The organism is Caballeronia sp. INDeC2, from assembly GCF_023631325.1.
In the GTDB taxonomy this organism is placed as follows: Bacteria; Pseudomonadota; Gammaproteobacteria; order Burkholderiales; family Burkholderiaceae; genus Caballeronia.
Window position 1 is genome coordinate 95,474 of sequence record NZ_JALQDG010000042.1, and the last position, 13,349, is coordinate 108,822.

Sequence of the window (13,349 nt, forward strand, 5' to 3'; positions counted from 1 at the left end):
AGAAACAGATGAAGATGGCTCACCGGGTCACGTCGTCGACGGGCGGCCCCGCATGGGGACTGGTGTTCGGTTTGATCATGACGGCGATCGGCGTGGCGCTGTGGTGTCACGGCGCGTTCTCGTTTGCCGATACGGTCGATCAGTCGCTGGGCGTCGCGGCCTTGCTCGTGGGCGCTTTCATGTCGGTGTATGCGGGCCGGGAAATGCTTCATGGGAGGCGGCGGGGGTAGCGCTGGTTGCGCGCATTTTTAATTTGCTTCCCGGTCCGTGCATGATCCGCGAATGCGTCTGCCTGTCCCGACGATGCATCGCGTGTTCGAAGCGCGACATGCAAAGTGTCGAATCTCTGAGTCGCTGGCGCGCCTATAGACGCCATCTCGCAGTCTGCGGGCGCGATTGGATGCATGCTCTACTACTTCGATAAAGGGAAAAACTGCACGGGATCGCGTTTTGAAGGCAATGACGGTGTCCCACTCTCGACGGCAGCAACAACTGTCGTTAAGCGGTCTCGACAACCGCTCAACGGTACATCTACACCAGTCGAAGTCCTGGTGGCAGGTCAGTTGGAGGAAGATTGAACTTTCCTTCCATCCATTCGTTGATCCCGAAGGCGATGGCTCCTGCCCAGCTCACCGCCCCTTCCAAGGCACGAGCCTTCGCTCCAGCGCGCGCATCCCGAAGTCGAATATCCACGCGATCGCCCCGATCAGCACGATGCCCATCACCACGACATCGGTGCGCAGGAAGCTCGACGCATTGAGCACCATCTGCCCGAGCCCGGCGGTCGCGGCCACCATCTCGGCGGCGACGAGCGTCGTCCAGCCGAAGCCCACGGCGATGCGCAGGCCCGTCAGTATCTCGGGCAGCGCGGCGGGCAGCACGACGTGCCACACCACCTGCCGGAAGTTCGCGCCGAGCGACCACGCCGCGTTCACCTGCTCGGCGGTCGCGCTCTTCACGCCAGCCCGCGCGGCCATCGCGATCGGCGCGAAGCACGCGAGCCAGATCACGACGATCTTCGCGGTCTCGTCGATCCCGAAGTAGATGACGACGAGCGGCAGATAAGCGAGCGGCGGCAGCGGCCGATAGAACTCCAGCGGCGGATCGAGCAGGCCGCGCGCAATGCGGCTCACGCCCATCAGGATGCCGACCGGCACCGCGGTAACGACCGCCAGCGCGAACGCGCCGAACACGCGGATCGCGCTCCACAGCAGATGTTCGGAGAGCGGCAGGCCACCTTGCAGCCGTCCATGCCACGCATCGGCGAATGCCTGCCAGACGGCTTCCGGCGAAGGCAGAAAGAGCGGCGGCAGCCAGTGAAAATGCGTCGCGGCCCACCAGAGCGCCGCGAGCGTGGCCACGCACAGCGCGCTCGGCAGCGCGGTCGGGCCCGCGCCCGGCATGCCGCGATAGCGCGCGCGCCGCTTCGCGCGGGCGGCGGGCCGTGTGGTCTGCGGCGTCGTAGCGGAGCGCGGCAGCGGGACATCCTGAGCGGGCTGAGTCACGCCGCCTCCGTGTCGGTGCGGTGCAAGCGGCGCGTCAGCCGCTCGCGCCACTCGATGAACGCCGGCGACGATTTCACGGCGCGCGCATCGCGGTTGCGAATGTAGTCGCGCGAGAACGGCAGCTCGTGCACTTCCTCGATGCGCCCCGGGCCGGGCGTCATCAGCACGAGGCGCGTCGCCAGAAAAAGCGCTTCCTCCACGCTGTGCGTGATGAAGAACACCGTCTTGCCGGTGCGCGCCCACACGTCGAGCACCAGCTCCTGTATGTTTTCGCGCGTGAGGGCGTCGAGCGCGCCCATCGGTTCGTCCATCAGCAGCACTTCGGGATCGCTCGCGAGCGCGCGCGCTATGCCGACACGTTGCTGCATGCCGCCCGAAAGCGCGTAGATCTTCGCCTGTTCGTGCTGCGCGAGGCCGACGAGCGCGAGCGTGCGGCGCGCGATCTCGCGGCGCTCATCGCGCTTCACGCCGCGAAAGCGCAGGCCGAGCGCCACGTTGTCGATGACATTGAGCCACGGCATCAGCGCATGTTTCTGGAACACGACGCCGCGTTCCGCGCCGGGCCCGGCGATCGGCTCGCCATTGAGCGATGCCTCGCCTTCCGTCGGCTCCAGAAAGCCGGCGAGGCAATTCAGCAGCGTGGTCTTGCCGCAGCCCGATGCGCCGAGCGCCACCACGAACTCGCCGCTGCCGATCTGCAAGTCGACGCCCTTCAACGCGGGCGTGTGCGCGCCGTCGTACGTGACGCCGAGATTGCGGATGGCAAGCGATGTCATTTCGCGGCCTGCTGCGCGAAGCGCGGATCGACGCCCGTGGAGTAATCCGCGAGCACGTTCTGGATCGTGCCCTGCTGCTTGAGGAACTGCGCGGTGGCGGCGAGCGATTTCGCCGCGCCGGACTGCTGCCCGCCGCCGAGCCACGTCGGCGAAGCCTGCTCGCCCGCGCTCGGGAACGCGTAGAGCGCGAGACTCGCGGGCACGTCGGCGGCGTTCGCGCCGGATTCCTGCGCGACCGCCTGCACCTGTTTCGATGCGGCGGTCCAGTCGGCCTTGTGGTCGCGGTATTGCGCATCGGTATCGGCGAGCACCTTGACGAGTCCGTTCAGGAACGCGGGATTGTCCTGCGCGAACTTGCGCGATGCGACGAAGCCGTCGAACGTCGCCTTGCCCGATTCCTTCGCTACTTCGCCCGACGTAATCAGCACCTTGCCGCTCTGCTTGGCCTTCGCAAGCACCGGGTCCCAGATGTAAGTCGCGTCGATGTTGCCGCGCTCCCACGCCGCCGCGACTTCGGGCGGACGCAGATTGACGATCTTGACCGTCGACGGATCGATGCCCGCCTGCTGCAACGCGACGAGCGCATGAAAATGCGACGTCGACACATACGGCACGCCGAGCGTCTTGCCCTTCAGATCGGCGAGCTTGCTCACGCCCGAGCCGTTGCGCGCGACGAGCGCTTCGGCATCGTTGATGTTGTCGAGAATCCAGAAGAGCGACAGATCGACGCCTTGCGAGAGTCCCGCCGCGATCGGACTGGAGCCCGCTTCGCCCACTTGTATGGAACCGGACGCGAGCGCGCGAATCACGTCCGCGCCGCTGCCGAGCTTGCGATACGTGACCTTGTATCCCGTCGCCTTCTCGACGGCTCCGCTCGCCTGCGCATAGCGCCACGGCACCACCATGTCCTGATAGCCGATGACCACCTCGCGCGTGTCGGCCCTGGCGTGAACGGGCGCGAGAACGACGGCGAGCATGAGGGAAGCGGCGCCGGCGATCAGTGTGCGGCGATGAATCGTATGTTTCATGGAGCGAACGGAGTGGTGTGGTGAAGCCTTCGACTATAGGCACTTCGCATGCCGCGGCTACGAATCATTTATGCGTAGCAAATGACGCGGCGCGTGCTTCGCATATACGGCCGGTCGAACTGCGCGCGGTCATTTTCATTCCAGCGCGATTTTTCAAGTTGCAGTAACTTGGCGCGATCCGCCACTCGTTCATCATCGACGCGATGCCACAGACCCGACAGCTCCACCTCGGCGCGTTCATGCGGCCGGTCAGCTTGCATACCGGCGCATGGCGTTTTCCGGGCGCCTGGCCCGACGCCAATTTCAATTTCAAACATCTCAAGCGATTCGTGCAGACGCTCGAAAGCGCCTGCTTCGATGCGTTCTTCATGGCAGATCACCTCGCCGTGCTCAACATGCCCGTCGATGCGTTGAAGCGCAGCCACACCGCGACCTCGTTCGAGCCGTTCACGCTGCTTTCCGCGCTCGCTTCCGTGACCGAACGCATCGGCTTGATCGCGACGGCGTCGACGACGTTCGACGAGCCGTATCACATCGCGCGGCGCTTTGCGTCGCTCGATCATCTGAGCGATGGACGCGCGGGCTGGAACCTCGTCACCACGTCGAATCCCGACGCCGCGCGCAATTTCGGCCGCGACGAACACATGGAGCACGACGAGCGCTATCGCCGTGCGCACGAGTTCTACGATGTCGTCACGGGCCTCTGGGACAGTTGGGCCGACGACGCCTTCGTGCGCGACACCGAGAGCGGCCTCTTCTTCGATCCCGACAAGCTGCACGTGCTCGATCACAAGGGCGCGTATCTGTCGGTGCGAGGGCCGTTGAACATCGCGCGGCCGGTGCAGGGATGGCCGGTCGTGGTGCAGGCGGGATCGTCGGAAGCGGGCAGGCAGCTTGCCGCCGAAACCGCCGATGCGGTCTTCACCGCGCAGCCGAATCTCGCGGCAGGCAAGCGCTTCTATGCCGATGTCAAAGGCCGCATGGAACGCGCCGGTCGCGCGCGGGATCATCTGAAGATTCTGCCGGGCGCGTTCGTCGTGGTCGGCGACTCGCGCGAAGAGGCGCGGGAGAAGCGGGCATTGCTCGATACCTTCGTGCACGACGACAGCGGCTTCGCGTCGCTATCGATCGCGCTCGGTCACGATGTCTCGTCGTTCGATCCGGATGGTCCCCTGCCCGAGATTCCCGAGACCAACGCGAGCAGGAGCGCGCGCGAACGCGTGGTCGAAATGGCGCGCGCCGAAGGGCTGACGGTGCGTCAACTGGCGCAGCGCGTCGGCGGCTATTCCGGTTTGCAGATGGTCGGGACCGCGACGGATATCGCGGATGAGATGGAGCAGTGGCTCGCCGAGGAAGGCAGCGACGGATTCAACGTGATGTTTCCGTATCTGCCCGCGGGACTCGATGATTTCGTCACCAAGGTCGTGCCCGAGTTGCAGCGGCGCGGCATCTTCCGGCGGGCCTACGAAGGGGCGACGTTGCGTGAGCATCTCGGCTTGCCGAGGCCCGGCAACCGCTTCTTCGAGCGTCGATCGCAAGAGGGATAAGTCACACGCGAAGCGCGGGCGCAGTACGACTCAACGCTGCACGAGCGCGACTTCCCGCTGCACCGCATGCCACGCATCCGGCCGATGCGAGCCGAACGCCAGCGCAAAGTTCGATGCCTGCTGTCCCACCGTGACGAGCTGCTCGACGACCTTCGGATCCGAACAGGTGTCCGCAGTCTCGAAGCGCGTTTCCAGCGTGTTGACCGCAGCGCCGAAGGGCGTCGGCCAGCCGCGCAGCGCGTGCACGATCGAGCGCAATGACGTCAGCACCGTGCCTGCGGCCTGCCATCCATACGCGGTGACGATGCTGCCCACCGCGCGGCCGTCGAGATAGGGACGCTCGTCGTCGCGCAGTTCTTCGAGCGTGTCGAGCGCGTTCTTGACTAACCCCGAGATGCCGCCGTGATAGCCCGGCGTCGCGATGACGAGGGCATCGGCGGCGCGCACGGCTTCGATCAATTCGCGCTGGGCGTCGGTCAGGTCGCGCGACTCGGGCGAATAGTGGGGCAGGCTGTACAGAAATGCGCCGCCGAAAAGACGCACGCGCGCACCGGCCGCTTCGGCGCCTTTCAGCGCGAAACCCAGCGCGCGTTCCGTCGACGATGCAGGACGTGTAGTACCGCCGATGCCGACCACGAGCGGCTGGCGAAATGTTTCGATACGGGACAAGATGAACTCCGGACAAGGCGGGACGCCGGGCGGCCTCATTATTCAGCGGACGGCTAAGACCGACCATCATAGCCAGCCATGTCGAGAAGCGGAAAGCATGGATTGAGCTAAGGTTATGCGCGAACGTGCATCGCACGGTGGCTCGCCGCTCGCCGCTCACGAATAGAACGAAGGCTTCGGAATTCGTCCGTTGAGCGCCCAGTCTCCCAGTTCGCGCACCTTATAGTCGATCGGATCGTGCAGCGTATGCACGCGCACGTTGCGCCAGAAGCGGTCGAGGCGCAATGCGGCCGTCGTCGAGCGCGCGCCCGTTACTTCGAACATGCGATGCGCGACCTCCAGCCCCGCGCGCGCCGCCGCGACCTTCGATGCCGCCACCGCGACAGCCGCTTCGCCACGCTCATGTTCGGTGAGATCGAGCCCGCGCGACCAGGCCGTATCGAACGCCTGCATCGCGCGTTCGACGAGCAGCCGAGCGCCTTCGAGCGCAAGCCAGAAGTCGCCGTAATGCGCGAGCACGTAGGGATCGTCGGCGGGACGCTCGGCTGTCGATGCGATCCACGGTCGCGTCTGCGCGAGCGTCGCATCGCGCGCGGCCTGCAATGCGCCTTCGCCGATACCCAGATAGATGTGACTCAGGATCGATTGCGCGAGCAGCGGCCGCAGCGTGGCGAACGGGCTGGAAAGCGGTCCGGGCTGAAGCAGCAGTTCGTCCGTGGCGATAGGCACGCGCTCGAACACCACCGTGCCGCTGTCGGTCTGACGCTGCCCCATGTTGTCCCAGTCGTCGAGCACGGCGATGCCCGCGCGATTCGTCGGCGTCACGCCGATGAGCAGACGCCCGTCGCCGTCGAAAGCGGATGCGAGCAGCTGATCCGAATCGCGCGCGCCGGAACAGAAGCTCTTGCGGCCGTCGAAGAGATAGCCGTTCGTATCGGGCAGGGCGCGCGTGCTCTTGTCGAGCGGATTGAGCGCATTGCCCCAGAACCAGCCTTGCGCGACTGTATCGCCGAGCCAGCGTCGAATCTGAGTGTCGCTGCCGAACAGACGGATCGTCGCCAGTTGCAGATGATGGAACGCGAACAGATGCGCGAGCGAGCTATCGACCTGCGCCATGCGCCGCACGACATCGAGTGTCGTCGACCAGTTCGCGCCGTCGCCGCCGAATTCCACCGGAATGGAAAGCCTGAGCAGGCCACTCTCGCGCAGCAGCTTGCGCTCGTGAAACGCCGTGCCGCCCGACTTGTCGCGCGCGGCGGCCGTCTTCGCCCATTCATGCAATACCGCGTTCAGCGGCTCGCGCCATGCGGCGTCTTCTGTACGACTCATTGCGCTCTCTCCTGATCGTGGATCGTGATGGTTTCACCGATGCAGAAAACCATAGATAGATTCGTTGGTTGGGCTTTTCGAGGCTCGTTTGTAAGCTTGTGGCGCATCATCGACGACCACTGCTTCGCGCCCATCGAAGGCGCGAGGCGCAAGAGGAGAGCCCTATGAAAAAGTTTCGCCGATCGCGAGCCAGCGTGCTCGTCATCGCGTTGAGCGCCGTGCTTGCATCGCATGCCTTCGCCGCCGATCCGAACAAGCCGGAGATCCGTTTCGGCGCGACGGCCGGCCCGTACTCGGACCAGATTCGCTACGGTATCAAGCCGCAGCTCGAGAAGGAAGGTTACAAGGTGACGATCGTCGAGTTCAGCGACTATGTTCAGCCGAATCTCGCGCTCGCCGACGGCGCGCTCGACGCCAATGCGTTTCAGAACGAGGTTTATCTCAAGCGGTTTTCGGACGATCACAAGCTCGCGCTGTCGGAGCTCGTGAAGGTGCCGACAGCGCCCATCGGTCTCTATAGCCGCAAGCACAAGCGCCTCGACGAGTTGAAGGACGGCGCGACCGTGTCTCTGCCGAACGACGTCACCAATCAGGCGCGCGCGATCATCCTGCTGCAGCAGCTCGGCTGGGTGACGCTCAAGCAGGGCATCGATCCGGTGAAGTCGTCGGAGCGCGATATCGCTTCGAATCCGCACAAGATCAAACTCGTGCCGCTGGAAGCCGCGCAACTGCCGCGCTCGCTGGATGACGTCGACTATGCGTTCGTCAACGGCAACTTCGCGCTCGCGTCTGGACTGAAGCTCGACGAAGCGTTGCTGCTCGAAAAGATTCCGCCGTACTACCTGAATCTCGTCGCGGTGCGCACCGCCGATCTGAACAAGCCCTACGTGACGGACATCGCGAATGCGTATAAATCGGCTGCGTTCGGGCGCGTGATCGATCAGCGCTTCGCCGGATTCTCGAAACCGTCGAACTGATGCGGGCGGCCGCGGTCTTGCGCCGCGGCCCGAATTCGCACGGCGCTTCACGAACGAGCGGGCGTTACATCCGATAGATCGCGAAAGCCCGCGCCCGTGTGACGCTGCCCGAGCCGCGCGCCGTCGCCGAATAGCTTTTCGCGCAGCGTGCCTTCTGCATACGCCGTCTTGTAGATGCCGCGCGTCTGCAACTCGGGAACGACGAGATCGATGAAATCCTCGTAGCTTTCCGGCGTCACCGTGCGCGAGAGGTTGAAGCCGTCGATGCCCGCTTCATCGACCCACGATTGCAGCGCGTCGGCCACTTGCACCGGATCGCCGACGATGGTCGTATAGCGTCCGCCCAGTTGCATTTGTTCGAGCAGATGCCGAACGGTGACGCCGCGCTTACCGTCAGTCGCGCGCTGCACCGACGATTCGATGCCGCGCCCCTTGTGGCCGCCCGGCGGGGCGATCTCGTCATCGGGCGCGTAGGTCGAATAGTCGATGCCGCTGCCCGCCGCGAAGTGCGCCAATCCCGCTTCCGGACTCGCATACCGCGCGTATTCGGCGAACTTCTCTTCGGCCTCGCGTTGCGTGCGTCCGACCACGACCGTGATGCCCATGAGGATCTTCAAATCGCTGGCGTCGCGTCCGGCCGCAACCGCCTGCGCGCGCAACGCATCGACGAGCTTGCGCGTGCCTTCCTTGCTCTGGCTCGACACGAACACGCATTCGGCATGACGCACGGCGAACGCTTGCCCGCGCCCCGACGATCCCGCCTGGAACAGCACCGGCGTGCGCTGCGGCGAAGGCTCGCACAGGTGATAGCCTTCGACGTCGTAATAGCGTCCGCGATGCCGCACCTTGCGGACCTTCGCGGGATCGGCGAACACGCGGCCTTCGCGATCGCGCCGCACGGCGTCGTCCTGCCAGCTTCCTTCCCACAACTGGTAGAGCACGTCGAGATATTCGTCGGCGCGATCGTAGCGTTCGTCGTGCGCAATCATCTCGGTGCCGCCCATCGCGCGCGCGGCGCTGTCGAGATAGCCCGTCACGATGTTCCAGCCAATGCGCCCATCGGTCAGATGATCGAGCGTGGAAAAGCGCCGCGCGAGCAGATAGGGCGCTTCATACGTGAGATTCACCGTGATGCCGAAGCCGAGATGCTGCGTGGCGGCGGCCATCGCGGAGACGAGCATCATCGGATCGTTGACGGGCAATTGCACCGATTCCTTCAGCGTGACATCGACCGATTGGCCATAAACGTCGTACACGCCGACGATATCCGCGATGAACAGCCCGTCGAACAGACCGCGTTCGAGCAGCTTCGCGAGGTCGGTCCAGTAAGACAGCTTCCGATAGTCGGTCGAACGATCGCGCGGATGGGTCCACAGGCCATGATTGATATGGCCGACGCAGTTCATGTTGAACGCGTTCAGGATGATTTGCTTCTTGCTCATGAAAGGGACCAGTGAGAATCAAGCCACGCCGATGCGCCATTGCCCCGGCGGCAGCGTGCCGTTCACGGCGAAGTCGCCGACGATGCGGTCCTTGTAGATGCGCGGATTATGCGACGCGATGGTGCGCGCGTTGCGCCAGTAGCGGTCGAGTCCGGCGTTGCGAAGCGTCGCGGACGCACCGAGCGCATCGAAGACGCTCGCGCTGGCATCGAGCACGAGTTGCGACGCGACCGTTTGCGCTTGCCAGATCTCGATCTCGGTTTCCGCGATGATCGCAAGCGCGTCGGGCCGCTCGAACGATGCGGCTGCGCGCTCCAGCGCGCGCGCCGCCTGCGCGACGATCGCGCCGGCCGTCCATGCATGCGCGCGGGCGCGGCCGACGACCTGCAGCAGTTGCGGATCGTCGGCCGCGCGTTGCGTCACGGCGGTGCTGTAGCTGCGCTTGCGGCTGGCGAGGACGGCGGCCGCATCGTTCGCCACCGCGCGGCCGATGCCCGCGAGCGTCGCCAGATGCACGAGTTGATAGAACGCCTCGGAGTAGGGAAACGGCGCGCGGCCCGCGACGATCTCGCGCTCGTCGACCTTCACGTGATTGAAGCGGCTCGTGCCGCTCGCGGTCAGGCGCTGGCCCATGCCGTCCCAGTCGTCGATCACTTCGACGCCGTCGGCATGTCGATTCACCGTGACGGAAACCTGCGCGTCGTCGGCATCGCTTGCGCCGACGTGGATCCAGTCGGCGAAGAGGGAGCCGGTCGTGTAGAACTTCGCGCCGTTCAGATGCCAGCCGCTCGCGTTTTGGGTCAGGCGCGTCGCGAACTGGCTCTGGCGCGCTTCGCCGGTCTCGGACCAGGCCGCGCCGACGATCGCGCCTTTGCCGAGCCGCGCGAGCCATCGTTCGCGGCGCTCGGCGGGACTGTCGAGCGCATGTTCGGTGAAGCCGAAATGCGCGCGCAGCGCCTGCGTGATGTTGGAATCGGCTTCCGACAGCTCGATCAGCAATTCGAACAGTTCGACGAGCCGGATGCCTTTGCCGCCGTATTCACGCGGCACGCGCAGCGCCGTGAAGCCGGCTTCGCGCAGCCACGCGATCTCCTCGGCGGGCAGACGTCGTTCGAGCTCGCGCGTGACGCTCTGCTCGCGGATGCGCGCGAGAACGGGTCGAAAGGCCGCGGCGAGGGCGGCATAGTCGTCCGTGGGTCCGGAACCCCAGGCAGCGCCGACGATGACGCCTTCAGGCAAGGGAGCAGTGCGATCGAAAGGCATGGTGCGTGTATGTGATTCGCGAAACGGCGATTATCGGCAACGGCGGCGCGGGCGCTAAACGAGGAATTGTCAGAAGCTAAGGTGAAATCGTCGGGACCGTCGTCGGATGGTCGGACTGCGGGCATGATCGGCGGCTATATCGAAAGACAAAAAAGTCATTTCCGCCCGGCGCGCGACGATTTCATACTGAAGCGTTCCATGCGGCGCACACAAGGAGAAAAGCGATGAGCAACAGATCGATCACCGGCGACGCCGTCGCCGCAAACGCCGTACCGTCGAGCGGGACGCGCGGGCCGTTCGGCACGGAAGACTGGTGGGCGGTCGCTATCGGCTTGCTCGCGATCGTCGTCGCGTACGCGCTGTTCGCCTCGGGCAGCAGCATCAAATGGCTGGCGGTCGCACCGGCGAAATGGTCGAGCGTGAGCCAGCTCGCGGGCGATCTCGGCAAGCTTGCGGGCAGCTATGCCGCGCTGTTCGTCGCGTTTGCGGCGGTGTTTTCGGTCGCCATCGCCGCGCTGGGGCTGCACGTCGGGCGATTCATCGCGGGCTTTCTCGTCGTCTTCGTCGTGTCGACGATCATCTTCGCGGCGGGCGCGTGGGCCCAGGCGAGCGCCTACAACCTCGAACCGCCGCTGATCGCGCTGGCGCTCGGGCTCATCGTGTCGAACCTGTTCACGTTGCCCGCGTGGCTCGCGCCGGCGCTGCGCGTCGAGTTCTATATCAAGGTCGGCATCGTGCTGCTGGGCGCCACGCTGCCGCTCACGCTGATCGTCTGGGCGGGGCCGGTCGCGATCGGGCAGGCGACCATCGTGTCGCTCGTCACCTTCTTCGTGATCTACGGCGTGGCGCGCGCCCTCGCCATCGACAAGCGCTTCGCGGCGGTGCTCGGTGTCGGCGGCGCGGTATGCGGCGTGTCGGCGGCCATTGCGATCGCGGGCGCGGTGCGTGCACGGCGCGAACAGGCATCGGTGGCGATCACGCTGGTCGTCGTCTGGGCGATCGTGATGGTGTTCGCGCTGCCCGCCGTCTCGCGCGCGCTCGGTTTGCCGACCGGCGTCGCGGGCGCATGGATCGGCACATCCGAATTCGCCGATGCCGCCGGCATCGCCGCCGCGCAGGCCTACGGCGATTTCGCGCGGCATGCGCCGGGCGTCGTGGCCGGCGCGCCCGATGCATCGCTGCAAGCGTTCGTGCTGATGAAGGTCGTCGGGCGCGATATCTGGATCGGCATCTGGGCATTCGTGCTCGCGATCATCGCGACCACGCGCTGGGAACGCGACGCCGCCGGCGGCGTGCAGGCCAGGCCGAGCGCGCGCGAAATCTGGACGCGCTTTCCGAAGTTCGTGATCGGCTTCGTCGTCGCCTCGGCGATCGTCACGTGGATCGCATCGCACTATACGCTGGCGGACTATCGCAGCGTCGTGACGCCCGCGTTCGTCGCGCCGATCGTCGCGCTGCGCACCTGGGCCTTCACGTTCTGCTTCCTGAGCATAGGCCTGACGACGCGCTTCTCGACGCTCGCCGGAACCGGCGCGAAGCCGTTCGCGGCTTTCACGGCGGGCGTCGTGGTCAACGTCGTGATCGGCTATTTGTTGTCGGTGCATCTTTTCGCGCCGTATTGGTCGGCGCTCGGGCAATGAGCGCGCGGCCTTCGGCGGGCGAGCCCGAATGCGGACGGTGCCGCCACTGGGCCGACGACCGCGCGTTGCTCGAAGCGCGCATCGCCGGGCTTGCATCGTTCGGGTCGGCGTACGGCGCGAGCGTGGGCGACGGCCGATTGTGCCTGCATCACGACCGGCTGACGATGCCGCATGACCGCTGCATCGCGTTCGCCGCGCGAGCGAGGCCCGATGCATCGCAGGGCGAATGACGGCCTGCAATGCATTGCAGAAAAGCTTCGTTGTGGAACCGTTCCCGGCGGCCTAGATTCTGAGGCAATGGTCCTGCACGGAGCGAAGCCATGAGCGATGTTGTGGTCGAACAACCGGTCGAAGTCGAGGCCGCACTCAACTATCTCGTGCCGACGGGCGTGAGGCCGTCCGCCTACGCTTACGATCCGCCGCCCGGCGTGCCGCGCCGCACCGGCGAATATCGCACGCACGCGGTGACGATTTCGAATGCGCGGCTACGTCCGCCGCCGGGCGGCCTGTCGCTCGACAGAAACGGTTTCGAGCTGCATCGCGAGGCGAGCGCACTGTCCGATTTCTCCGACGATGCCGCCATTCGTTCGGCGTACTACGCGCAATCCGAGAGCCTGTTGAAGCAGTGGACGGGTGCGAAGCGCGTCGTCGTCTTCGATCACACGTTGCGCGACGGCAGCGCCGCGCGCGCGAACGGCGTACGAGAGCCGGTGCATCTGATTCACAACGATCAGACCTTCGTGTCGGGGCCGCGCCGCGTGCGCGATCATCTTCCCGCCGACGAAGCCGCGCAACTGCTGCAAGGGCGCTTCGCGATCGTCAACTTGTGGCGGCCGATAGGCGAGGTGATCGAGTCCTCGCCGCTCGCGTTGTGCGATTCGCGCAGCATCGACGAACGCGATATCGTCGCGCAGGACTTCATCTATCCGACGATGACCGGCGAAACCTATGCGTTCGTGCATAACCCGCGGCATCGCTGGTACTACTTTCCGCTGATGTCGCCGGACGAGGCGCTGCTCATCAAAATCTACGATTCGGCAGGCGACGGCGTCGCGCGTCTGACCGCGCACACCGCCTTCGACGATCCGACATCGCCGCCCGACGCGCGTCCACGACGCAGCATCGAACTGCGCACTCTGCTGTTCTTTTGAAGCGCACGCGGCGACAAGCTCC

The 13,349-nt window shown here is 65.5% G+C and carries 13 protein-coding genes; 6 read left to right on the plus strand and 7 right to left on the minus strand.

The annotated features are described in order from the left end of the window. Positions 1-8 precede the first annotated feature (8 nt). Complete coding sequence (locus NCS28_RS27630; protein ID WP_250516963.1) at positions 9-230, plus strand: hypothetical protein; 222 nt, start codon at positions 9-11, stop codon at positions 228-230. A 399-nt stretch (positions 231-629) separates the two neighbouring features. Here the strand turns inward: NCS28_RS27630 and NCS28_RS27635 are convergent, their stop codons facing one another. Genes NCS28_RS27635 through tauA form a run of 3 tightly spaced genes read right to left on the minus strand, consistent with a single transcriptional unit; the run spans position 630 to position 3,309 of the window. Further along, positions 630-1,478 (minus strand): ABC transporter permease subunit, encoded by an 849-nt coding sequence (locus NCS28_RS27635; RefSeq protein ID WP_250517234.1) that lies wholly within the window; start codon positions 1,476-1,478, stop codon positions 630-632. A 23-nt stretch (positions 1,479-1,501) separates the two neighbouring features. After that, positions 1,502-2,281 (minus strand): taurine ABC transporter ATP-binding protein, encoded by a 780-nt coding sequence (locus NCS28_RS27640; RefSeq protein WP_250516964.1) that lies wholly within the window; start codon positions 2,279-2,281, stop codon positions 1,502-1,504. After that, a complete protein-coding gene (gene tauA, locus NCS28_RS27645) occupies positions 2,278-3,309 on the minus strand; it encodes a taurine ABC transporter substrate-binding protein (protein WP_250516965.1) in 1,032 nt (343 codons plus the stop codon). Before tauA ends, NCS28_RS27640 begins: the two co-directional genes overlap by 4 nt. Before the next feature lie 203 nt (positions 3,310-3,512). Here tauA and NCS28_RS27650 point away from each other — a divergent pair, with 203 nt between their 5' ends. Further along, the gene (locus NCS28_RS27650; protein ID WP_250516966.1) at positions 3,513-4,856 is read left to right on the plus strand and encodes an LLM class flavin-dependent oxidoreductase; all 1,344 of its coding nucleotides are present in this window, start codon (positions 3,513-3,515) and stop codon (positions 4,854-4,856) included. Between the two features lie 30 nt (positions 4,857-4,886). Here the strand turns inward: NCS28_RS27650 and NCS28_RS27655 are convergent, their stop codons facing one another. Both NCS28_RS27655 and NCS28_RS27660 read right to left on the minus strand, forming a co-directional pair. Beyond that, positions 4,887-5,492, minus strand: a complete 606-nt coding sequence (locus NCS28_RS27655; RefSeq protein ID WP_502801249.1) for an NADPH-dependent FMN reductase — start codon at positions 5,490-5,492, stop codon at positions 4,887-4,889. Positions 5,493-5,681: 189 nt separating this feature from the next. Next, complete coding sequence (locus NCS28_RS27660) at positions 5,682-6,854, minus strand: acyl-CoA dehydrogenase family protein (protein WP_250516968.1); 1,173 nt, start codon at positions 6,852-6,854, stop codon at positions 5,682-5,684. 164 nt (positions 6,855-7,018) lie between these two features. Between NCS28_RS27660 and NCS28_RS27665 the strand changes: the two genes are divergently transcribed. Next, the gene (locus NCS28_RS27665) at positions 7,019-7,831 is read left to right on the plus strand and encodes a MetQ/NlpA family ABC transporter substrate-binding protein (protein ID WP_250516969.1); all 813 of its coding nucleotides are present in this window, start codon (positions 7,019-7,021) and stop codon (positions 7,829-7,831) included. A 47-nt stretch (positions 7,832-7,878) separates the two neighbouring features. Here NCS28_RS27665 and NCS28_RS27670 read toward each other — a convergent pair whose 3' ends face one another. After that, positions 7,879-9,273 (minus strand): LLM class flavin-dependent oxidoreductase, encoded by a 1,395-nt coding sequence (locus tag NCS28_RS27670; RefSeq protein ID WP_250516970.1) that lies wholly within the window; start codon positions 9,271-9,273, stop codon positions 7,879-7,881. 18 nt (positions 9,274-9,291) lie between these two features. Beyond that, positions 9,292-10,536, minus strand: a complete 1,245-nt coding sequence (locus tag NCS28_RS27675) for an acyl-CoA dehydrogenase family protein (protein ID WP_250516971.1) — start codon at positions 10,534-10,536, stop codon at positions 9,292-9,294. Between the two features lie 224 nt (positions 10,537-10,760). Between NCS28_RS27675 and NCS28_RS27680 the strand changes: the two genes are divergently transcribed. The 3 genes from NCS28_RS27680 to NCS28_RS27690 all read left to right on the plus strand — a co-directional run bounded on the left by NCS28_RS27680 (position 10,761) and on the right by NCS28_RS27690 (position 13,327). After that, positions 10,761-12,176 (plus strand): YeiH family protein, encoded by a 1,416-nt coding sequence (locus NCS28_RS27680; protein WP_250516972.1) that lies wholly within the window; start codon positions 10,761-10,763, stop codon positions 12,174-12,176. Further along, positions 12,173-12,406, plus strand: coding sequence for a hypothetical protein (locus NCS28_RS27685; RefSeq protein WP_250516973.1), 234 nt, complete (start codon positions 12,173-12,175; stop codon positions 12,404-12,406). The genes NCS28_RS27680 and NCS28_RS27685 overlap by 4 nt, the downstream gene beginning before the upstream one ends. Before the next feature lie 90 nt (positions 12,407-12,496). Further along, complete coding sequence (locus NCS28_RS27690; protein WP_250516974.1) at positions 12,497-13,327, plus strand: CmcJ/NvfI family oxidoreductase; 831 nt, start codon at positions 12,497-12,499, stop codon at positions 13,325-13,327. Positions 13,328-13,349 lie beyond the last annotated feature (22 nt).